This is a genomic window from Sphingomonas sp. BK345, assembly GCF_014193845.1.
Classification (GTDB): Bacteria; Pseudomonadota; Alphaproteobacteria; order Sphingomonadales; family Sphingomonadaceae; genus Sphingomonas.
Genome location: NZ_JACHZX010000001.1, coordinates 1,074,062 through 1,095,757, shown reverse-complemented (window position 1 = coordinate 1,095,757; position 21,696 = coordinate 1,074,062). Strand labels below are relative to the sequence as shown.

The 21,696-nt window shown below is 68.8% G+C and carries 17 protein-coding genes and 1 pseudogene; 10 read left to right on the top strand and 8 right to left on the bottom strand.

All coding sequences use genetic code 11. From position 1 onward, the window contains the following. Positions 1 to 27: 27 nt before the first annotated feature. The 8 genes from FHY03_RS04975 (at position 28) to FHY03_RS04940 (ending at position 12,380) form a co-directional block, all read left to right on the top strand. Positions 28 to 3,183: a helicase gene (locus FHY03_RS04975; RefSeq protein ID WP_183929092.1), complete on the top strand. Its 3,156-nt coding sequence runs from the start codon at positions 28 to 30 to the stop codon at positions 3,181 to 3,183. Position 3,184: 1 nt separating this feature from the next. Further along, a complete protein-coding gene (drmB, locus tag FHY03_RS04970; protein WP_183929090.1) occupies positions 3,185 to 5,077 on the top strand; it encodes a DUF1998 domain-containing protein in 1,893 nt (630 codons plus the stop codon). Further along, the gene (locus FHY03_RS04965; RefSeq protein WP_183929088.1) at positions 5,065 to 6,804 is read left to right on the top strand and encodes a nuclease-related domain-containing DEAD/DEAH box helicase; all 1,740 of its coding nucleotides are present in this window, start codon (positions 5,065 to 5,067) and stop codon (positions 6,802 to 6,804) included. The genes drmB and FHY03_RS04965 overlap by 13 nt, the downstream gene beginning before the upstream one ends. Before the next feature lie 83 nt (positions 6,805 to 6,887). Further along, entirely contained in the window at positions 6,888 to 7,055 is a 168-nt protein-coding gene (locus FHY03_RS04960; protein WP_183929086.1) for a hypothetical protein, read from the top strand. Further along, entirely contained in the window at positions 7,052 to 8,542 is a 1,491-nt protein-coding gene (locus FHY03_RS04955) for a DNA cytosine methyltransferase (protein ID WP_221189967.1), read from the top strand. The genes FHY03_RS04960 and FHY03_RS04955 overlap by 4 nt, the downstream gene beginning before the upstream one ends. Further along, positions 8,520 to 10,232 carry an McrB family protein gene (locus tag FHY03_RS04950; RefSeq protein ID WP_183929084.1) on the top strand — a complete coding sequence of 571 codons (1,713 nt, stop codon included), beginning with the start codon at positions 8,520 to 8,522 and terminating at the stop codon, positions 10,230 to 10,232. Before FHY03_RS04955 ends, FHY03_RS04950 begins: the two co-directional genes overlap by 23 nt. Before the next feature lie 111 nt (positions 10,233 to 10,343). Beyond that, entirely contained in the window at positions 10,344 to 11,861 is a 1,518-nt protein-coding gene (locus tag FHY03_RS04945) for a DUF2357 domain-containing protein (RefSeq protein WP_221189966.1), read from the top strand. Further along, positions 11,862 to 12,380 (top strand): very short patch repair endonuclease, encoded by a 519-nt coding sequence (locus tag FHY03_RS04940; RefSeq protein WP_311721305.1) that lies wholly within the window; start codon positions 11,862 to 11,864, stop codon positions 12,378 to 12,380. Between the two features lie 57 nt (positions 12,381 to 12,437). On the opposite strand, the gene FHY03_RS04935 is transcribed toward FHY03_RS04940, so the two are convergent. Both FHY03_RS04935 and FHY03_RS04930 read right to left on the bottom strand, forming a co-directional pair. Further along, positions 12,438 to 14,213: a DUF262 domain-containing protein gene (locus FHY03_RS04935; RefSeq protein ID WP_183929082.1), complete on the bottom strand. Its 1,776-nt coding sequence runs from the start codon at positions 14,211 to 14,213 to the stop codon at positions 12,438 to 12,440. A gap of 23 nt (positions 14,214 to 14,236) precedes the next feature. Next, positions 14,237 to 14,758: pseudogene (locus FHY03_RS04930) on the bottom strand (hypothetical protein); the annotation flags it as partial. Between the two features lie 451 nt (positions 14,759 to 15,209). Between FHY03_RS04930 and FHY03_RS04925 the strand changes: the two are divergent. Beyond that, a complete protein-coding gene (locus tag FHY03_RS04925) occupies positions 15,210 to 16,493 on the top strand; it encodes an Hsp70 family protein (RefSeq protein ID WP_183929078.1) in 1,284 nt (427 codons plus the stop codon). Positions 16,494 to 16,535: 42 nt separating this feature from the next. Here the strand turns inward: FHY03_RS04925 and FHY03_RS04920 are convergent, their stop codons facing one another. From FHY03_RS04920 to FHY03_RS04900, 5 genes are all read right to left on the bottom strand, one after another. After that, positions 16,536 to 16,730: a hypothetical protein gene (locus FHY03_RS04920; RefSeq protein ID WP_183929075.1), complete on the bottom strand. Its 195-nt coding sequence runs from the start codon at positions 16,728 to 16,730 to the stop codon at positions 16,536 to 16,538. Next, positions 16,727 to 16,894 carry a Flp family type IVb pilin gene (locus FHY03_RS04915; RefSeq protein WP_183924329.1) on the bottom strand — a complete coding sequence of 56 codons (168 nt, stop codon included), beginning with the start codon at positions 16,892 to 16,894 and terminating at the stop codon, positions 16,727 to 16,729. Before FHY03_RS04915 ends, FHY03_RS04920 begins: the two co-directional genes overlap by 4 nt. A gap of 80 nt (positions 16,895 to 16,974) precedes the next feature. Beyond that, positions 16,975 to 17,472, bottom strand: a complete 498-nt coding sequence (locus FHY03_RS04910; RefSeq protein WP_183924327.1) for a hypothetical protein — start codon at positions 17,470 to 17,472, stop codon at positions 16,975 to 16,977. A gap of 16 nt (positions 17,473 to 17,488) precedes the next feature. Continuing rightward, positions 17,489 to 18,484, bottom strand: coding sequence for an aldo/keto reductase (locus FHY03_RS04905; RefSeq protein ID WP_183929073.1), 996 nt, complete (start codon positions 18,482 to 18,484; stop codon positions 17,489 to 17,491). 62 nt (positions 18,485 to 18,546) lie between these two features. Next, positions 18,547 to 19,716 carry a sulfotransferase gene (locus FHY03_RS04900; protein WP_183929071.1) on the bottom strand — a complete coding sequence of 390 codons (1,170 nt, stop codon included), beginning with the start codon at positions 19,714 to 19,716 and terminating at the stop codon, positions 18,547 to 18,549. A 244-nt stretch (positions 19,717 to 19,960) separates the two neighbouring features. Between FHY03_RS04900 and FHY03_RS04895 the strand changes: the two genes are divergently transcribed. After that, positions 19,961 to 20,791 (top strand): NAD(P)-dependent oxidoreductase, encoded by an 831-nt coding sequence (locus FHY03_RS04895; protein WP_183929069.1) that lies wholly within the window; start codon positions 19,961 to 19,963, stop codon positions 20,789 to 20,791. Here the strand turns inward: FHY03_RS04895 and FHY03_RS04890 are convergent. Beyond that, complete coding sequence (locus tag FHY03_RS04890; protein WP_183929067.1) at positions 20,701 to 21,627, bottom strand: DMT family transporter; 927 nt, start codon at positions 21,625 to 21,627, stop codon at positions 20,701 to 20,703. The two genes, FHY03_RS04895 and FHY03_RS04890, sit on opposite strands and share 91 nt — an antisense overlap. Between the last annotated feature and the right edge of the window lie 69 nt (positions 21,628 to 21,696).

The window sequence follows — 21,696 nt, the reverse complement described above, 5'->3', positions numbered from 1 at the left end:
GTCCGCAACGAACTCGTGCGGACCGCGATGGCTGTCCTGCTCGGCCCACTGACCATGGACGAGGAAATACCGTCTGCACCGGTCGACACCTATCTCACCGGCATCCTTTGGCCGGAGGGGGAGACCCTGGACGCCCTCGAAGACGACCAGGACGAAGGCGCGCCCTCGGACGTGGACAGCGAGACCGACGCGGGCGTGCCCGGCTACCGCGCGGTCCGGCCCTGCTCGCTCGGCCTCACCTTCGCCGCGGACGAGGACGCGACGATCCACGTCTCGACGGCGCAGAGCGCCCGCTACACGATGGTGGAGCGCGACCCCGAACCCGGCAGCCGCAGGAGGCGGCGGATGTGGACGCGGAAGCAGCTCGACTACCGGCACGAGATCACGCCCGGTGCGGCCGGCACGTGGCGGGTACACGAGTTCACCGCGCCGGACGGAGGCACGGTCCAGGACCCGTCTGTCTGCCTGCACGTCAGACGAAGGCTCGTCGGTGGGCAGCAGGTTCTGACGCTCACACTCATCAACAAGGCCCAGGCGACCGAGGACCGCATGCGGGACGAGTTCTGCCTGCTGCAGGCGGGACTGGAGGTGAAGGCAATCGCCGCAGACGGGGGCGGCGCGGTCCGTCCCAGGCCGTCCCCTATCCCTGCCGGTGCCGACGAGGACGCTCAGTCGGCCGCACTCCTCTACCGCGACGTGCTCGAATACGCCGCCGGTCACGGGGTCGCCGTCCAGTGGGAGCCCTCGGACGAGCGCCGGGTGGTGCACCTCGGAACCACATGGCTGCCCGCGGCGGCGGTGAAGGGGATGAGCGCCTCAGGGAGCGGGCTCCTCGGGACTTTCCTCCAGGCGCATCCCAGCGCTCTGTCGGCTGCCTGGCTGGCAAGGCCGGAGGGCCGGGAGGAGATCCTGGCCTCATTGCGCGAGTTCGCTGGCACCTATGGCAAATGGATCGAGACCACCCTGGACCCGCGGGTGTCGGGTTTCGGCGGCGATCTCCGCGTCGCCGCCGAACGCAACCTGGAGTGCTGCCGCGACACGCTCCGCCGGATGCGGGCCGGCGTTAACACGCTCGCCACCGATGACGCCGCATGGCTCGCGTTCACGCTGGCGAACGAGGCGATGGACCGGCAGTCTCGGTTCGCATCGAAAGGCGAGCGCGCGGGCCCGCTCAACTGGCGCCCCTTCCAGCTCGCCTACATCCTGATCGTCCTGCCCGGTGTGGTCGACGGCGGTGAGGCCGACCGGGACCGTGTCGACCTACTGTGGTTCCCGACCGGCGGCGGCAAGACGGAGGCCTACCTCGGTCTGACCGCCTTCCAGATTCTGCACCGCCGACTAATTGACGAGGGGCGGCGCGAGGAGGGCGGCGTCGACGTCCTGATGCGCTACACGCTCAGGCTCCTAACCGTGCAGCAGTTCCAGCGTGCGGCCGCGCTCATCTGCGCGTGTGACGCGCTTCGGGCCGAGCGCGACGACCTCGGCGACGCTCCGATCAGCCTCGGACTCTACGTCGGGGGGGATGCCACCCCCAACCGGGTCGCCGAAGCCATGACCGCGCTCGACCTCGAGCATGACGACCAGAAGCCGAAGTCCACCCCGCGCCAGCTGCTTGACTGCCCGGTGTGCGGAACCGAGCTGAACGCCACCTGCTACTACCGCGCGCCCGGCGACGCCGGCATCGAGATCCGCTGCCCAAAGATCGGGTGCCCGAGCGGCGGCGAGCCGCTGCCGGTGATGACGGTTGACGACTTCATCTACGACGCCCCGCCGAGCCTGCTGATCGGAACCATCGACAAGTTCGCGCAGCTGCCTCGACGGAAGGACCTGCGGGCCCTTTTCGGGCTTAACGGCGGTCTCAGGCCCGGCCTCATCATCCAGGACGAACTCCACCTCATCTCGGGCCCGCTGGGTTCGATGGCCGGTCTCTACGAGACGGTGGTCGACATGCTTTGCACCGCGGGCGGCGTGCGTCCGAAGGTGATCGGATCGACCGCCACGATCGGTCAGGCCGCCCGACAGGTGCGAGCGCTGTTCGACCGGCCCGTGCTGCAGTTCCCGCCGTCCGGCTTCCAGGCAAGCGACTCCTTCTTCGCGGTGCGCGACGAGGACGGTCCCGACCGACTCTACCTTGGGCTCTGCTCGGCCGGGCGAAGCCCCAAGTTCGCATTGCAGGCTGCCGCCGCCGCGCTGCTGCAGGGCATGGAGCACCTCGTGCAGAACGGCACGACGCCTCGGCTCGCCGATCCGTTTTGGACAAGCGTGCTCTACTTCAATAGCCTGCGCGAACTCGGCGGCGCGCACGTCCTCCTGCAGGACGACATCCCGCGACAGATCGCTTTCCTGGCGAGCAGGCTCGGTTCTACCCAGCGCTACCTCGAGACGGATGCGATAGAACTCAGCAGCCGCGTGTCCTCGCGAGACCTGCCGACCTACCTCGCGGAACTCGGCAACCCGCTGACCGACGGCGGCGACCCGTTCGATCCGGCGCCGCGCGACGCGGTCCTGGCGTCCAACATGATCTCGGTGGGCGTGGACGTGTCGCGGCTGGGGCTCATGCTGGTCAACGGCCAGCCGAAGTCGACCGCGGAATACATTCAGGCGAGCAGCCGCGTTGGCCGCGGCATCGACGGGCTCGTGCTGACGCTCTACAACTTCGGCCGCCCGCGCGACGTGTCGCACTTCGAGCACTTTCTCGCCTATCACGGCGCGCTCTACCGGAGCGTGGAGGCCACCAGCGTCACGCCATGGGCGCCTCGCGCCCGGGACAAGGCGCTGCACGCCGTCGTGGCGGCCGCAGTCCGGCACTTGGCCGTGGGGATGGACGACGACGACGCGGCGGCGGACTTCGACCCGCAGGCGGCCGACGTCGAACCACTGATCGCCGCGATCCGCGAGCGCGCCCGCTCCGCCTCGCTTGAGATCGAAGGGGAGGCCTCGGCCGAAGACATCGACGCGATAGTCTCCGACTGGGCGGCGCGCAGCCAGAACGCCAGGGCGTCCGGCACCGACCTCCTCTACTGGAAGCGCCCCGCTCCATACGGCCGGACCAAGGATCACCTGATGACCTCAGCCGAGGAGGGCGGGCAGCCCGGCGCGCTCGCCTGGAACACGCCGAACTCCATGCGAGAGGTCGAGCCATCCACCGCCTTCGCACTCAAGACCATGACCCGGAGGGCCTGATATGGCCAGAAGACCCCGTCTCGCGCCGACAGCCGCACCGGCGGACGCGATCGAGCCGCTCGGCAGCGTGCGCCGCTCCCAGCTCGTCTCCACCTTCGGCATCGGCGCCATCGTCGACCTGGAAAAGGGCTCCTTCATGCCCATGGGGCTGGAAGACTGGGAGCGGGTGAACTCGCTCCCGGCGCTACGGATCGGCGAGGAGCGTCTCCAGTCGATGCTAGGCGTCAGCCATTTCCGCGTCGGGCCGGTCAAGGAGCAGCTGGCCGGGACGATGCAGGTTCGCGCGCGTAGCGCAGCGCCGGCGGTCCGCTTCCCGGAATGGCACGAGTGCCCCAAATGCCACCGCATCGGCAGGGAGGGGGCGCCCTTCGAGCTGGCCGACGACGGCGCGCGACTACGCTGCACAGCTCACGGCAACAGGAGCACCTTCACGAACCCGGTCCGCTTCGTGGTGGCCTGCCGCAAGGGGCATCTCAGCGACTTCCCCTGGGAATGGTGGGCTCATCGCGGCCGTCAGGAGGGGATCTGCCCACGTCCGGTTCTGCGCCTCGGCTCGCACGGGCAGTCCGCCTCGCTCGCCGACCTGTTCGTAACCTGCGAGGGCTGCGGGACGGCTGACAGGCCGATGCGTGAATCGCTCGGCTCCGCCTTCGGCGCCGACGCGTTCGGCGGCTGGAAATGCGACGGGTTCAGACCGTGGCTCCACGACCTGCAGCCGGACTGTCGCGAGCCGGTCCGCGCGCTCCAGCGAGGTGCTTCGAACATCCACTTCGGCGTCATCGGCTCCGCTCTGTCGATCCCGCCCGCCTCCGAAGCAATCAACCAGATCATCGAGCAGTCGCGCATGTTCCTGGACGGCGTCCCCGACGCGGCGCTGCCTTCGGTGCTGATCGGGGTGTCGGCGACCTACGGCGTGCCGGTCGACCAGCTGCTCGCTGCCTACCGCCGGCTAAGGTCGATCGAGGATGGCGGGCCGCCACTGACCGAGCGGGCTGCGCGCGGACAGGAATACGACGCGCTCTCTCAGGACCGCGACGACCCGATCATCGGCGGGATCGTGCCGCAGTTCCAGAACGCGGTCCACTCACCGCCACCGACGATGGCAACTTGGTTCGACCTGATCGGCGCGGCTTCGCGCCTTCGCGAGGTGCGGGCGCTTGCCGGGTTTTCGCGGATCGAGCCGCATCCCGTCAGCGCCGACCGGGTGGCGGAGGCGATCCTGGAGGGAAAGGTGTCGCCGCTGTCCAAGACCCCGCGCTCCTGGCTCCCAGGCGCTGAGATCAGGGGCGAGGGCATCTTCCTGCGGTTCCGGACCGAGGCCGTCGACGGGTGGGTCGCGGCCAATCCCGTCGTGAGCGAGCGTGCGGGCATTCTGGACGCGCGCAGCCGCCAGATCGCCGAGCAGCGGGGCTACGAGCGCGACTACACGATCACGCCCCGGCTCCTCCTCGTGCATGCCTTCGCGCACGCCTTCATCCGCCAGATCTCCGTCGAGTGCGGCTATTCGGCCTCCGCGTTGAGGGAGCGGCTCTACGTGTCCGACAGCGACCGCGTCTTGAACGGAGTCCTCGTCTATACCGGCTCCCCTGACTCTGAGGGTAGCCTCGGCGGACTGGTGCGCCTCGCCGAGCCCGGGCTTCTCGAGCCGATCGTCATGCGCACGCTCGCGAACGCCGGCTGGTGCGGCAGCGATCCGGTGTGCCTGGAGAGCGATCCGAGACAGTCGGGCGAGCGGGTGAGCGCAGCCGCCTGCCACTGCTGCCTGCTCCTGCCCGAGACCGCCTGCGAGCGCTTCAACCGCGAACTCGACCGCGCCGTGCTGATTGGCGACGCGGAAGGCCGCTTCTCAGGGTTCTTCGGAACCATGGCTCCGGAGGCGCAATGGCAGTCCTGATTCCCGACGTCCCGGAGCGCTGCCCCAACAGCGAGCGGCATGTCTACGAGCGCCTGGGCCGCGAGCTGCCCGACGACTGCGTCGTCCTCCACTCGCTCGGGCTGCCCGGGCACGAGAAGAAGATCTGGGGCGAGGCTGACATGGTCGTCCTCTCCACGCTCGGGGTATTTGCGCTCGAGGTAAAGGGCGGCAAGGTGTCCTGTTCGGACGGCGTCTGGACCTTCTCCGGCGACTTCAAGAGCTACACCAAGCGCGAGAGCCCCTGGACTCAGGCATCAGGCGCGATGAACGCGGTCAAGTCCCGTCTTCAGGAGGCGAACGGATCCTTCAAGGACGTGCTCTTCGGCTTCGGCGTCGTCATGCCCTACACCGACTTCAGGCAGACGGGAGCGGAGATCATCCCCGAGGTGCTGCTCGACAAGCGCCACTTCCGCGACACGATCAGCCACTACATCTCCGCGCTCCAGAGGCACTGGCACGACGTCTGCGCCGACAGGCACCGCCGGAGTTACCGCGGGCTCAGGCCCGAGGAGATCAGGCTCGCCCGGCAGATCCTCAGGCCGGACCTCGATACAGCGCTTAGCCTCGGCGGCTACCTGACCGGGATCGAGGAGAGGCTCCTCTATCTTTCCAACGAGCAGATCCGCGTCTCGCGCAGGCTGGCCGCTAATCCGCGCACGGTGGCCCGCGGGGCGGCGGGGACGGGCAAGTCCGTCATCGCGCTCGAGAGGGCGCGACAGCTCGCAGCCGACGGCAAGCGGGTGCTCATGCTCTGCTTCAACCAGCTGCTCGCCAGCCACGTCAGGCAGGGACTCGCGGCCGGGCCAGCGGGCCCAAGGCCGGAGGTCCGGCACGTTCACGCCCTCTACCACGAACTGATCAAGTCCGCGGGCCTGCTGGACCGCCTCGGTTCAGAGGATTCCAGCCACCCCGACTTCTTCCCCAAGCGGTTCCCGGAGCTCGCCGCGGAGGCCCTCTGCGAGCAGGCGACGGGGAGATGGGACGTCATCGTCCTCGACGAGGCGCAGGACCTGCTGACGCCCGAGCACCTCGACGTGATCGACCTGCTCGTCGAAGGAGGGCTGCGCCGGGGGCGCTGGCACTTCTTTCTCGACCCCAATCAGAACATCTACGGCGTCGAGACGCAGGACGCCGTCGACCGGCGGCTGGCGGACTGCGCTCCGGCGTTCGACGATCTCTTCGAGAACTGCCGCAACACCCGTCAGGTGGCCGTCCAGGCGTCGATCGTCTCGGGCATAGATCTGGCGGTTGCGGGTGCGCCCGACGGACCGCAGTGTCCGGTCACCTACCACTCGGGCAGGGAGGAGGGGATCGCGCAGCTCGAGGAGATCATCCGCGATCTGACCGCGCAGGACGTCCCGTCCCGCGACATCGCCATCCTCTCCACAAGACGGCACGAGAACTCGATCATGGCTGGACGCAGGGAGATCGCCGGGCGCAGGCTCGCCGAACCCTCGGACGAGGCGGCACTTCGCTCCGGGGCGATCCTCTTCACGACTATGCACGCCTTCAAGGGTCTGGAACGCCAAGTAGTCATCGCGACCGACCTCGAAGACGTCGGGCACGAGCGCATGGCGATGCTCCACTACGCCGGCCTCTCGCGGGCGCGCACGCTCCTCCACGTCCTGATGCCGGCGTCCGAGCGCAGGGCCTACGATCGGCAGGCGGAGAAGTTCGGCCGAAACCTGCAGCAGCGGAGAGCCTGACGTTATCCACCGCAAAAGTGCACACTTGTGTTGACCCCGGGAGGCGCGGCGTTCATGATTCATCCCGCTCAAGGGAGGCGTTGGTGAGCGAGGCTGTCCGGGTCCAGGTGCTGATGCGTCCCGCCGAGGCGGAGCGGTTCGAGCGCTACTGCGCCCAGCGAGGTCACAAAAAGTCGACCCTGATCGCGCGGCTGATCCGCGATCATCTGGACCGGGAGGAGACGGTCCGGATCACAGGGAGGAAAAAGTGACCATAACCGCAGAGCAGGCCGTCCTCGGCAAGATCGCCCGCCTCCGCCACGGGGGCACGCCTCGCGTGCTCGATCTGTTCGCCGGCTGCGGCGGCCTGTCGCTCGGCTTCCACGCGGCAGGGTTCGCCATCGCGGGTGCCGTGGAGTTCGACAAGGACGCCGCAGCGTCCCACGGAGCGAACTTTCATCCCGGCGACCAGCGGCACGCACAGGCCCGCGACATAACGAAGCTCCCGCCGGAGGAGCTTGCCGCGGAGCTCGGTCTCGGGCCGGTTGGGAGCGCGATCGACGTGATAGTCGGCGGGCCGCCTTGCCAGGCTTTCGCCCGCGTGGGCCGCTCCAAGCTGCGCGAGATCGACGCGCATCCGGAAGCGTTCAAGCACGACGCCAGGGCGAGGCTCTACCTGGAATACCTCCACTACGTGGAGGCGTTCCGTCCGCTCGCCCTCCTCATGGAGAACGTGCCCGACATCCTGAACCACGGCGGACAGAACGTGGCGGAGGAGACCTGCGAGGTGCTCCGGGAGAAGGGCTACGTGGCGCGCTACACGCTGCTGAACTCTTCGCACTTCGGCGTTCCGCAGATGCGCGAGCGCATGATCCTGGTCGCCTACCGTCACGAGATCGCGGACGACGTCGCCTTTCCAGAGCCGACGCATCACATGGATCTGCCGTCCGGATACGCAAGTAGCCGGCAGGTCGCGCTAAAGCTGCTGCGCGGCGGTCTCCTGAACGCGGCGCACTGCTACACTGCGCCGCGCGAGACCCGCGAGCATCTTGCGCCCGCCGTCACCGCGCGGGAGGCGCTCTCGGACCTGCCGCCAATCACCGCGCACCTGGACGGAACCATGACACGCGGCGCGCGGCGCTTCGACACACGCGTTCCATACCCGAAGCGCAGGTCGCTGGGCGAATACGCCACCCTGATGAGGAGCTGGCCCGGGTTCGAGAACGCCGAAGGCCTGAGCGACCACGTCATCCGCTATCTGCCGCGGGACTGGAAGCTGTTCGCGCGCATGAACCCGGGCGATCAGTATCCAGAGGCGCACGCACATGCGGTCTCGATGTTCGAGGAGGAGATCCTCCGGCTCGCCGCCGCGGGAAAGGCGCCCCGCCGGAACTCCAGGGCGTGGGCGGACCTCCGCGCCTCGATCGTGCCGCCCTACGACGTCAGCAAGTTCCCGAACAAGTGGCGCAAGATGGAACCCGACCTGCCGGCGCGGACGCTGATGGCGCATCTGGGGAAGGACAGTTACAGCCACATCCATTACGACAGCGACCAGCGCCGCACGATCTCAGTCCGCGAGGCGGCCCGCCTGCAGTCCTTTCCGGACGGATTCGTCTTCAGGGGCACCATGAACCCAGCCTTCCGTCAAATCGGCAACGCGGTTCCGCCGCTTCTCGCCAAGGTCGTCGCGACCCGCATGCTGACGACGCTCAGGGCAGCAGTCCCAGGGGGCGCCGATGTCGTTTCGCGAGCGGGCTGATACCTTCTCCACAGCTGTCGCGAAGCAGTTCGGCGTCCTCAACAAGGCGGTCCGGGCGAGCTTCGGCGTCTCGAACAGTGCCAAGATCATCGAAGGCGGAATCCAACTCGGGGTGCTTAACCTCGAGAACTTCTCGCAAGGGAACGGACAGCTCGTGCTGGCGAGCATCCTCCGGTTCCCCCCGGAGGACGAGGTCTGGTTCGCCATTCAGGTGAAGGGTGACTTGCTGCCGCTCGTCGAGCGTCTGGAAGCGATGAAGGCACTGGGGCTCGCCGGCAAGGCGCAGGCTGCGGGCGAAGCCGACCCCGCCGACGCGGCAAACGTCCCCAATGGAACGGCGGCAGACACGCAGGCGTCCGAAGGCGCCGGACCGAGCCCGCAGGCCAGCCCTGGTGACATAACCTACGGCGCGCGCAACAACCTCGTGGCGATCTACCTTGCGCATGACGGCAGGCTATACCTGCGCAACCGGCAGTTCTGGGACACACTCCGGTTCGACCTCGCTCGGGTCGGACCCGGCATCGAGATAGACAGCATAGCGGTTGCCCTCTGGCCACCGGCCGCCTCGGCGCGACGCAGCCTCCTCGCGCGCGAATTCGTCGGCTACCTGGCCTCCCTGGTCGGCGCGGGGAAGGTGCACGAGCTCGCCGCGTGGACCGACGAGGAGCAGGTCGCCGCCTCCATGCGGCGTCTGCCTAGCACCGTCCCGCTGGTGGAGATCGAGACGGCGATCGCCGAGCAGGGCGGCCACTATCCGGCGAGCGAGGTCGGCCGCTTCCACGCCGGCCTGAGCTTTCTCGAGCGCAAGCACTTCGTCATCCTCGCGGGCCTGTCCGGCACAGGCAAAACGCAGCTCGCGCTTCAGTATGCCCGCGCCGTCCACGGGACTGCGTCAGGATCGCCCGATCCCTTCCTGTTCGTCTGCGCGGTCCGTCCCGAATGGACCGATCCCGGCAGCCTGCTGGGCTACTTCGACGTGCTCTCGGGCCGCTACGAGGTTCCACGTTTTCTCGAAGCTGTGCTGGTAGCCACCGCTCACCGGGACTCGCCCGTGTTCGTCGTCCTCGACGAGCTGAACCTCGCGAGAGTTGAATACTACCTGTCGGACATCCTCTCCGCGATGGAGACCGGCGAGCCAATGCAGCTGCACCAGAGCGGCGTTCCCCTCGAAGGGACGACTGGCACCCCCGTCCGTCGTGACCTGCCGCTCCCGCCGAACCTGTTCCTGATCGGAACGATCAACATCGACGAGACGACCAATCCGCTCAGCGCCAAGGTCCTCGACAGGGCGGTGGTGATCGACATGAGCGCCGTCGACCTGAAAGGCTTCCTCGACGCTCTCGCCGGCCGCGACGAGGCGCTGGCGCCAGCGATCGGCACCATGCGTGCCAAGCTGGAGGCCTTGGAGGCTATTCTCGCCCCCGAGGGCCTCGGCTTCGGATACAGGGTGGCGGAGGAGGCGGTGCGCTACTATGCGTTCGCCACGGCAAGCGCCGGGGCGAGTCCGGAAGGGGCGCTCGACGACATCCTGGCGCAGAAGGTGCTGGTGAAGCTGCGGGGCGGCGAGCGGCAGCGATCAATGCTGGCCGGCCTCGCGAAGGAGACCGCGGGGCTGCCCCGCTCCGGAAAAATGGTCGCTCAGGCGCTAGCCGATCTTGACGATCTTGGCTCCTTCCAAGTCGGCCGCTAGCGCTTGGAGCTGACGCTCCGCCTCAGCGACCCTGCATCGGGCGCCGCCTGGAGGGTATGGCCCGTTCCGGACGACATCCCGCCGGGTTCGGTTCGGGAAACGGGCGCCTACGTGTTCGAACTCTCCGGGCAAGACGTGGGCGAGGCCCAGCTCCTGGTCGATGGCAGCCGCTTGGAGGCGTTGCGGGGCACCCGCACGTGCGCTCGGTGGCGCTGGTCTCCCGGCTTCCAGGCCGGCGAGACGGAATTCGAGCTGCGCCTGCCCGACGGGCGGACGCGACGGGCCCGCATCGTCACAGATGCCGACACGCGGAAGCTCACCCGCGACGACTTCGACGCGATGGTCCGCGACATACTCGAGGACACCTTCGCGCTGTTCTCGCTGTCGCCGTTCCGGCGCGCGGTCTCGCGTGGAGCTGGCGGCCCGGTCCCACCAATTGCGCGTCTCGAGTTCCTGCGAACCCGCATAGGCGAGCTGGAGCAGGTGGTTGCGCGGATACGCCGCGCCCCCAGGCGGCGCCTGCGGGCCGAAGAGGCCGTCCTGCCCTGGCACAAGGCACGGCATGCGACCGGCACGGAGATAGTTCGGTCATTCAGAAGTGGGCGGGTGCTCCGGGAAAACCACCAGCCGCCCCGTCTACCGGTACAGCTGCGGGGCCATCTCCCCGAGCTCATCCGGGTCCGCAGGCGAACCGACACGTTCGATCTTCCCGAGCACCGGGAGATGGCGGCCTGCCTGCGATCTTGGCGCGACTGGCTGCGCGCGGTGTCGGGGCGCCTGTCCGCCGCCTCGCTCCCCGGCAGCGACGGTGCGGCCTGGGCAGCCCGCTTGCAGGCGCTCGCGCTCAGGGTGGAGCGGATGCGGCAGGAGGAGCCGTTCGCCGCGCTGCCGGACGCTCCCGCCACGCTCACAATCACCTCGCTGTTCCGCAACGACCCGACATATCGCGACTTCCATCGTCTGTGGCGGGACATGAACCTGGGGATCGCGTCCGTCTTCGGTGACTTCCTGGCCATGCCGCTCTCCCGCACGTTCGAACTCTACGAGCTGTGGTGCTACCTGCGGCTCGCACGCGCGGTCGCCGACAGGTGGGGTGTTGAAGGCGACGGGGTCTCGTCCCTGTTCGGGGTCGATGGAGCTGGCCTCACCATAGCGTCCTCGTCGTTGGTGCTCTCGGCCGGTGGAGGATGGCGCCTCGCCTTTCAGCCACGCTACGCGGAGTTCTGGACTAGGGGCGACGGCCGCGGCTCATACAGTCGCCCAATGACCCCGGACATAGCCCTGTGGCGGCAGGTAGACGGCGTGCCGACCCCGCTCGTCGTCCTGGATGCTAAGTATCGCGTAGACCAGGGACTCGCGGATGCCCTGACGTCCACCCATACCTATCGTGACGCAATCGTCGACACCAAGGGGGGTGTGGTCAACAGCGCCGTCGCCGAGGCCTACCTGCTCACCCCGCACCAGCCGGCGGCGGGCGGGCAGTTCGAGACTCTGCCCATGCCGGACAGGCTGTTCGCCCCGGACTACCACCGGGCGTTCCGGTTCGGGGCGCTCACCCTGCGCCCAGGGATGCAGGCGATCGAGGTCGCAGCCTCGCTGGACGCCATCGCGTCGGGTCTGGAGAGCTGAGTGGACGTTCACACGCCCGAGCGACGCAGCCACAACATGAGCCGGATCCGCTCGCGTGACACGAAGCCGGAATTGCTTCTGCGTCGGGCCCTTCATGCCCGCGGCCTGCGATACCGGCTGCACGTGCGCGATCTGCCAGGCCGCCCAGATCTGGTCTTTCCGGGAAAGAGGGCAGTGATCTTCGTGAACGGCTGCTTCTGGCACGGCCACGACTGCCCCTTGTTCAGGGTCCCGGCGACGCGAAGCGAATTCTGGATTGAGAAGATACGTGCAAACGTCGCCCGGGATCAGAGCGCGGGGGCGGCTCTTGAGGAGCTTGGATGGCGTCAACTTGTCGTATGGGAGTGCGCGCTGCGAGGACGCGCGAGGATGAAGCTGGAGGACCTCGCAACGCGCGCGGCAGGGTTCCTTCGATCCCAGCACCGCACGGACGAGATCGCGGGCGCATGGTCCTCCGCCACCTCCTTGATCACACCTGATCCCATCCGGGGTGACAGCGTCTGCGCCCCGAGGTCGTAATCTCCATCCCAGTGCCGTTATTGGGCTGAGGCGGGATGGTAGCCGAGCCGGAAAACCTTAGTCGAGCAGGGGGTCGGGCCCGGCTCTCTGGGTAGGCCGTCCATGCGGAAATCGTCCGTTGGCCCAGATCGCCAGCTGCTCCGCCCTTTTTAGGAAGGCGTCCCGGTCCCAGGACTGGTTCGCGCCGCCGAATTCTCGCGTGCTCTTGAACTTCGAGTCCTTGGTGAAACGCGTCCGCTTCATCGCGTAGGTCTGGTTGCCCAGCGACGAATTCATCTTCCCCGTGCATGGAACCAAGTTCGGCAAGGCATCGATATCGCTGGCCACGAAGTCCTCACCGTAAGACTTCTTCCAGTCAGCATCGGCACTCTGCGGCAGGACGTGCTCGATCGTCTCGATTGACCCGAGGGCATCACCTCCATGATAGGTGTCATATTCCAGCAGCAGGAACGGTGTTATAGCCGAGTTGTAGAGAGGCCTCGTCGCGATGGCCGCCGCGACCTCGCCGTCGTCCGGCCACGCAACTGTCTTGTGGGACGCGATCGCCCGCTCCACCGAAGCCGCGCAGACGTCGCCGCCGAGATCACTCCAGAGACGCTTGAAGACCGCATGCAAGCCGGTGGGCTCATGCCCGACAATCGCGCGTCGGACCAGAAAGCTCTCGACGACGTTAAGCACGGAGGTAGCCGCCTCCTCGCCGACCTCCCCGTCAATAACGGCGCGCCCCAAATGCATCGTGAACGGCAGGATGGAACTTGGCGCCCCGAGCTGCGCCAGCCTAGCGTAGCGCAGGCTCACGTCTTTGGGGAAGCCGCTCCGGTTGGACCCAAACAGTGTGTCCAGGTAGGGAGTCTTATACCGATCTAGCGATGCGATGATCTCTACCGGATCAGCGATCGTGTTCCACTGGTTTCTCAGATTGATGAAGACATCTGATTTTCGAAGGTTGGGATCTGTTATCAACCCGAAAGGGAATAAGAATTTCTCGAAGTGGCTGACGCCACTGATCTCGAACGAGCTGTAGAACGGCTGCCAGACTTCCTCGTCTATCCTTTCGACCTTCTCCGGAGCTTCGTCAGAAACCTTCCGGAAAATTTCGTTGCGGACGAGGTCGCCAATCTTCATCGGCTCCTGTTTAGAGTTCAGACTGTCGAATATCTTCGGGCCATCCGTCGGATCGATAACGTCGATCTGGACTACCGTGAAGCTATTCAGGAATACCTCATAGATCTGTCTCACGCGCTCCAAGCCGCCTTGCTCGAACTCGTCCACAAAGAAGCGCTTGAAACGATTGTAGTTGTTCCTGATCGGACCGCGGTTCGGACCATACGATGGTAGGGCGTTGAGGAAATGCGGTTTCAGCGCTTCGCAGAACTTCACGTCGGACCGCAGATCCTCTATCACGGCGGCCATCATCGAGCGATCCAGCCGGCTAGAGTGGATGCGCAGATTAGACTTCCGGTAATCCCGTCCAATCTGAAGGTAGTTCTGGGCTAGCTTAGCCGCCTCGTCGTATTCCTTACAGTTGGCGAGCACCTTGACCACGGCGGCCATGAACAGGAACGCGGTCGTCAGCCGCTGCTGCCCGTCTATGACCTCGAACACCTTCGGATCAGTCGGGTTGGCGCGCCGTCCATGCACTATGACGGCCCCGAGGAAATGCTTGTCCACGAGGCCATCAACGACACTGAGGATGTCGTCCAACAGGTTGTTGGCCTTGTCGGGTGCCCAGCGGTATTCACGCTGGAAGAACGGGATGAGGTATATGCCCGGCCCGATGGCAAGCACGTCCCCCAACGTGCTTTCCTGAGAGTTGGTCGTCAGACGTGTCATGCTTCCCCCGCCGCACACTCGGTTCAACCGATGGCACGGTAACTCATAGGTGCACGTTTCAGGTCTGCAAATGGGCAAGCACCTGTCATCCGCGCGCCCAACTGCGAGCGCGGCGGTCCTCCGGCACCGCATGGGCGCTCATACCTGCTTTCGGATCGCGCCGCGGTGTCCTGGCCGCGGCAGCCCCATAGGTTGCGGTAGCTCTCGTAGTCCATGTGGTGAACCAGCGCCGCCTTCCCGCCGAGTTCCGCCGCCGCCGCGCTGGCGGCGAAGCCGGTCTTGACGTCGTGCCCGACCCAGAGGTCGATCGCCCCGTCGAGACCCCCCGCCTGCAGCGCGGAGACGGCGCGACGACCAGCAGTAGCGTAGTGCAGAAGCGCCGCGCCGTCGACCGGGATCAGCGTCACGCCGTGTGCCGCCGCCTCCACTACCTCGGCGTCGCTGGCGCGATCCACAGCGCAGGCGACCTGGATGCGTCCACGCCCGACCAGTGCCAGCGCTTCCGCGGACGGCCTGTTGAAGGCGTTGATGCCACCCTCGGCCGTTCCCCACCGGGTGACAAAGGGTCAGCACGGCGTCGATGGTCGACCGACAGGCCGCGAAGGTCTGCTCCCATAAGGCCGGGTCGGATCTGCGGGCGGCCGGGGTCACCAGCCCGCGCGCCTTGCGGCGGAACGACGTCTCCAGGTCTGGGGGCGCGACCATGGGCGGGCCATAGCCTGCAGTCGGGCGGACTGCACGTGCCCGGTGGTCAGGTAGGCATGCTCCGCCTACCTCGGGTAGGTCATCACGCCTGAGCTACCGCGAATGTATGCTTCAGTCCGCTGCGTGTCCCCGCAACCAACCTTCCCCTTACCGACACTCCCCCGCAGCTCACCGCTGGCGGGGGATCATCGCGTTTGTCGCGCAAGTACGCCAGCTCACCGGGTCGTCGCGTAGAGCTGGCCGCGCACTTCGCGCGGCGCTAGGGCACGCTCCCCCTTACTGGAGAGCCGCATGACCGCGCTCGGCCTCGACTTCGGCACGACCAATACCGTCCTCGCGCGCATGGACGCTGGCGATATGGCGCCGATGCTCGTCGCGCTCGACGACAATGAGTCGATCTATCGCACCGCGCTGTGCTTCTGGCACGAGGCGGGCGCTCGCGACGGTCTCGCGGTAGCCGCTGGCCCTGCTGCGATACGCGAATATCTCGACTTCCCCGCCGACAGTCGGTTCCTCCAGTCGTTCAAGTCGGTGGCGGCCAGCACCTCGTTCGACACCGCGCCGGTGTTCGAGAAGCGTTACGGCTTCGAGCAGCTCGGGCGTCTGTTCCTAGCCCGGCTCGCTGAGGCGGCGGGCGGCGCGTTCGACCGTGTCGACCGCCTCGTCGTCGGTCGACCCGTCACCTATGCGGGGACGCGCCCCGACGCGGCGCTCGCGCGCCGCCGCTATGATGCCATGTTCGCCGGTATCGCGCACGAGATCCATTACGTCTATGAACCGCTCGCCGCCGCCTTCGCCGATGCCAGCGCGCTCGATCGCCCGGCGACTCTGCTGGTCGCGGATTTCGGGGGCGGTACGAGCGACTTCTCGGTCGTCCAGGTCGCCGCGCCGGGCGCAGTGCGGCGCTGTACGCCGCTCGCGCACGCCGGCGTCGGCATCGCGGGCGATCGTTTCGATGCGCGCATCGTCGATCAGCTCGTCCTGCCCCAACTCGGCAAGGGCGGGCGCTACCGCTCCTTCGACAAAGTGCTGGATATCCCCGCGGGCTGGTTCGCCGACGTCGCCGACTGGTCGCGACTGGCGCTCATGCGCAATCGGCGCACGCTCGCCGAGCTCGAGAAACTGCGACGCAGCGCGCTCGATCCCGAGGCGATCGCGCGGATGATCGCGCTCATCGAGCATGAGCAGGGCTATGCGCTGTACGACGCGGTCGGGCAGCTCAAGCGCGCGCTGAGCGGGGCCGAGCAGGCGCGTTTCCGCTTCGAAGGGGAGGGGATCGCGATCGATACCGAGGTGCGTCGTGCCGACTTCGAGCGCTGGATCGCCGACGACGTGGCCCGCATCGCCGCCACGCTGGACAGAGCGCTGGCGCGCGCCGCCTTGCCCGATCAGGCGATCGATCGCGTCTTCCTGACCGGCGGTACGTCGCTGGTCCCCGCCGTGCGGGCGCTGTTCGAGGCGCGCTTCGGTCCCGAGCGCATCGCATCGGGCGGCGAGCTCACCTCGATCGCGCACGGCCTCGCACAGGTGGCGCGGGAGGACGATCCCACCGTCTGGGTACAGGCGGAGGGATAGCCGCCCCGCGGTGCTGCCGGATGTGTCTGCGTCGGTGGCGCGTCAGTCGGCCACGCGCTCCATCAGCGCGACCGTCTGGGCCGAGAGCCGGCCGCGTGGCGCCGCACGCGGCAGCGTCACCAGGCGGCGCCGCTCGCCGCGTGCCGCCATCGCCACGCCGGCACCCAGCGCGCTGGCGACGAGCGCGCCCGCGGTGAGGAGCTGCGCCATCGCCCAGCCGAGCGTCAGCGCGCTCACGCGCCCGTCGCGCTGATCTTGGCGGCGGTGCCGCGGTCGCTGTCGCCGAGCTGGTTGCCGAGGCGTGTCATCGCCGAGCTCGCGGCAACAGCCACCAGCGCGGTGATCAGCCTACATCCGACCGCGGTGGCACCGCGGCGATTACCCCATAAGCGACGGAACATGGCAGCGCATCCTCGGCGCCCGTGCGGCGGGCCGGTCGCCACCGTCTTAACCAGGCGACGTTAACGCTTCGCCACCAGCCTCACGGCACCGACAGTGGGCCGGGCAGAGCGTGGGGGAACCAGCGCAGCAGCGCGTCGCACAACGCGGTGGCCACTGCCTCGGGTGAGCCGGTCGCCGTGCCGGCAGCGCGCGCGGTGCTGGCCTCGGCCGTCCACACCACCTGCGAGTCGGCTCGCAGCGAGACGGTGACGCGCAGCTTGGTCACCACCAAGGCGTGGAGCTGCTCCTTGCGCGAGGGCAGGCCGACTGAGAAGCCGCCGCCATGATAGACCGGCGGCGCCACCTCGGCGCCGCGCGACGCGACCACGCCATTCTCGCTCGCGCTCACCGCAAGCTCGGCGACGTAGCGGCTGTGTCCGGCGTCGGGCAGCGGGGTGAAGTCGGCGCGCGCCAGCGCTGCGGTAGCCGCCTCGACGTAGCGCGCCGCGGCGGGCACCGAGTCGCGGTCTCGCACCACCACCGCCACCGTGCCCGGCACCGGCGCCGCCGCGGCGGCGAGGAGCAGCAGCGGGGTCACGCCCTACGCCCCCCGCTCACAGGAAGCCCTGCGTCGAGTGGCCGACCACCGCGTGCGGGACATAGGCCTCCTCCAGTCGCGCGATCTCGCCCTCGCTGAGCCCCAGCTCCAGCGCGGCGATCGCGTCGTCGAGGTGCGCCGGCTTGGAAGCGCCGACGATCGGCGCCGACACCTCCGGCTTGGCGAGGACCCACGCCAGCGCGACCTGTGCGCGCGGCACGCGGCGCTCGGCCGCCACCGCCGCGACCGCCTCGACGACCCGGCGGTCAGCCGCGGCGGTATGCTCGTACAATGTCTTGCCGAATTCGTCAGTGCGCGAGCGCTCGGTCGCCTCGTCCCAGTCGCGCGTTAGTCGTCCGCGCGCGAGCGGACTCCACGGGATCACGCCCACCCCTTCCGCGGCGCAGAGCGGCAGCATCTCGCGCTCCTCCTCGCGGTACAGCAGGTTGAGATAGTTCTGCATCGTCGCGAAGCGGGTCCAGCCCTCCGCGTCGGCGACGTGGAGCATCGTGGCGAACTGCCACGCCGCCATCGACGACGCCCCGATGTAGCGCGCCTTGCCCGCCTTGACCACGTCGTGGAGCGCCTCGAGCGTCTCTTCTATCGGCACCTCGAAGTCGAAGCGGTGAATCTGGTAGAGGTCGACATAGTCGGTGCCGAGGCGGCGCAGGCTGGCGTCGATCTCGGTCATGATCGCCTTGCGGCTGAGCCCGCCGCCGTTGGGGCCGGGGCGCATCCGGCCGTGCACCTTGGTGGCGATCACCAGCTCCTCGCGCCGGCCGAATTCCTTGAGCGCGCGGCCGACGATCTCCTCCGAGGTCCCGTCGGAATAAACGTTGGCGGTGTCGAAGAAGTTGATCCCCGCCTCGACGGCCTTCCGCAGGATCGGGCGGCTCGCCTCCTCGTCCAGCGTCCAGCCGTGATTGCCGCGGTCGGGCACGCCGAAGGTCATGCAGCCGAGGCACAAGGGTGACACGTCCAGGCCGGTGGTGCCGAGTTTGCGATAGTCCATCTGGGTGCCTCGTCTCGAGTTCGCCTTGCCCGAACGTGCGGGATCGCGCCACGGTCCGTCGTTCACGCCGCGACCGCCGCCCCGGTCGGTAGCGGAGACGTCGGCGCGAGCCCATAAGCGACCGGGTCGTATCGGTGAGGCGCGCGGCGCCCCGGCGCGGTGGCCGCGACATAGGCGCGCATCGCCGCGCTCACCCCGGCGGTGAGCGGCAGCCCGAGCAGGCGGTAGACGCGGCGCATCTCGCCGAGCCAGTCCGCGCCGACGTCGTCATAGGCGAGGTCGAGCTGCGGCCCGTCGGCGCGCGCCCGCGCCACGGCGGTGCGCGCGGCGCGCAGCGCGACCTTGCGGCGCCACTCCGCGCCGATCCAGGCCGGGTCGACGTGGTGCGACTGCAGCCGCATCTGGTTGCACACCAGCGAGGCCGAGGAGGCCACCACCGCCTCGGTGTCGCGGTGCAGGTGGACCAGCCGTGCGTCCGGAAAGGCGCCGAGCAGGCTGGGCAGGTCCTGCGCGAACTGTGGCACCTTGAGGATCCACGGCCGCGCGCACCGCTCACGCCGCTGCCAGCGGATCGTCTGAAGCAACTGGCGGAACTCGGCGTAGACCGGCGCGGCATCGTCCTGCTCGACCGCGGCGGTGAAGCCCGGCACGCGCCACTGCGCCTCGAAGGCGGCGCCGAAGATCGAGACGTTGTGCAGCCCGATCTCCTCGTCGGCGGCGTCGAGGCTGGTGGGGTGGATCGCGGCGAAGTCGGGGTTGAGCGCGTGCGCGCAGGCGAGCCCCAGGCGGCCCTTGAGCCGGCGCGAGTCGAGCCGCGCCGCGCCCGCGCCGACGGGGTGCCAGCCCTCGTAGAAGCGCGTGTAGGTCAACCGCGGGTCGCAGGCGAGCAGCCGCTGCACGCGGGTGCTGCCCGAGCGCATCTGGCCCACCACGATCACCGGCGCGGCGATCGGCTGCGCCGCGATCTCGGGGTGGCGTCGCCACAGCGCGTGCGCGCGGAAGCGCGTGGCCAGTGCGCCGACGAGCTGGCCGTGCGCGATCGTCCGGCCGAGGCCGCTGAGCTGCGCCGGACCCTCGAGGTCGTCGCACAACAGCGCGAGCCGGCGGCGCCAGCCGACCCGGTCCTCGTCCGGTTCGACCCCCGCGCGCCGCACTGCCTTGGTGATCAGTACCGTCGGATCGAGGCTCGGCGTCTCGGCCCAGCCCGCCGCCCAGAGCCGACGGAGCGCCACATCGGCGACGCGGATCCGGGTCGAGGGCGGCCCCCGGTGCAGCGACGGGGGCGGAACGGCGGGGGGCAGCATCGAGCGAGAACGCGCTGCGTCGCCGCACGTGCCCTAAGCGCGCGACAGATAACAATAATTTACGAGGACACCGCCCGGCGGCGTTGCCCCGCTCGCCGGCGCGTTCCGGTCGGCGGAACCGCGCGCCGGCCCGCTCGTCTGCTCGCCGGGGTAGATCAAGGGGAAACACGACATGCGGCTGTTCGTCTTCGGGCTCGGCTATGCCGCCCGCGCCATCGCCGACGCGGCGGGGGCGCCGCTGCTCGCCACCACGCGCGACGGACGCGACGGCACGATCCGCTTCGACGACGCCGACGCCGTGCGCGCCGGGCTCGCCGCCGCCACGCACGTGCTCGCCTCCGTCCCGCCCGAGCGCGACGGCGCCGGCGACGATCCGGTGCTCGCGCGGTATGGCACGCTGCTCGGCCGGCGGTGGCTCGGCTATCTCTCCTCGACCGGCGTCTACGGCGACACCGCAGGTGCATGGGTCGACGAGAGCGCTCCCGCCGACCGCGGCCGCCGCGCCGGGCGCAATCGCGCCGACGCGGCCTGGCTGGCGCTCGGCGCGCACGTCTTCCGCCTGCCCGGCATCTACGGCCCCGGCCGTTCGCCGCTCGACCGGGTCGCCGCCGGCGCGGCGCGCCGAACCGGCGTGGCGGGTCAGGTGTTCAGCCGGGTCCACGTCGCCGACCTCGCGCGCGGCGTCGTGGCCGGCTTCGATGCGCCCGCCGGGGCCTATAATCTCGCCGACGACGTGCCAGCGCCGCAGGACGCGGTGCTCGAGCACGCCGCCCGGCTGCTGGGCGTGCCCGCACCGCCGATCGTCCCGGTGGACGCGCTCAGCCCGGCGGCGCGCGCTTTCCACGCCGAGAACCGTCGCGTCGCCAACGCGAAGGCCAAACGCGTGCTCGGCTGGCACCTGCTGTACCCCGACTATCGCGCCGGCCTGCGCGCGCTGAGCGCCACCACCAGCCCGATGCCGGCGAGCGCCGCCCCGGTCGCGGCCAGCGGCGTCCAGCGATAACCCTCGTACAAGGTCGACAGCAGCATCGCGATCACCGGCACGATCACGCTGTTGTAGGCGGCCTTGGCCGGGCCGATCACGCGGATGAGGCGGAAGTAGAGCGTGAAGGCCAGCGCCGAGGCGGCGATCCCCAGGTACAATACGCCCGCGACATAGCTCGGCCGCGGGTCGAACACTGGCGGGCCGGTGGTGAGCCAGGCCCAGCCCGCGTCCATGCCGGCGCCGATCAGCATCGCGGCGGCGAGCATCGGGACCATCGGGTAGCGCCGCGCGCGCTCGGTCGCCTGCATCACGTTCGACACCGAGGCCGAGAGGATCGCCACCAGGGTGAGTGCGATGCCCAGCACGGTCTGGTGCGCGCCGTTGGCGTCGCCGCGCGCCTCGCGCACGAACAGCAGCGCCACCCCCGCCATCGCGATCGCCGAGCCGAGCAACAGCTGCGGGCCCAGTCTCTGACCCAGGAAGATTCGCCCGAACAACGCGTTGGGCACCAGCAGCAGCGCGAAGGTGACCGCCACCAGGCCCGAGGTGATATGCTGCTCGGCGCGGTAGACGAAGTTGAAGTTCATCACGAACTGGAGCAGCCCGACGAGCGCGGCGAAGCGCCAGAAGCCGGGATCGCGGCGGTGCGCCCCGCCGAGCTCGCCGCGCCAGGCGGCGACCGCGGTGAGGGTCAGCCCGGCGACGAAAAAGCGATAGCTCACCGACCAGCTCGGCGGCACGCCCGCGCCGGCGAGCTGGTCGCGGATGACGATCCAGGTCGAGCCCCAGATCAGCGTGACGATCGCGAAGGGCACCAGCACCGCGGCGCGCGTGCTGTTGGGGCGGGGAGTCATGGCGCGGATGTGCCCGCGAGCGGAGCCCCTTCCCTTGCGGGAACCCCCGACCCCTCGCCTGAAGGGGAG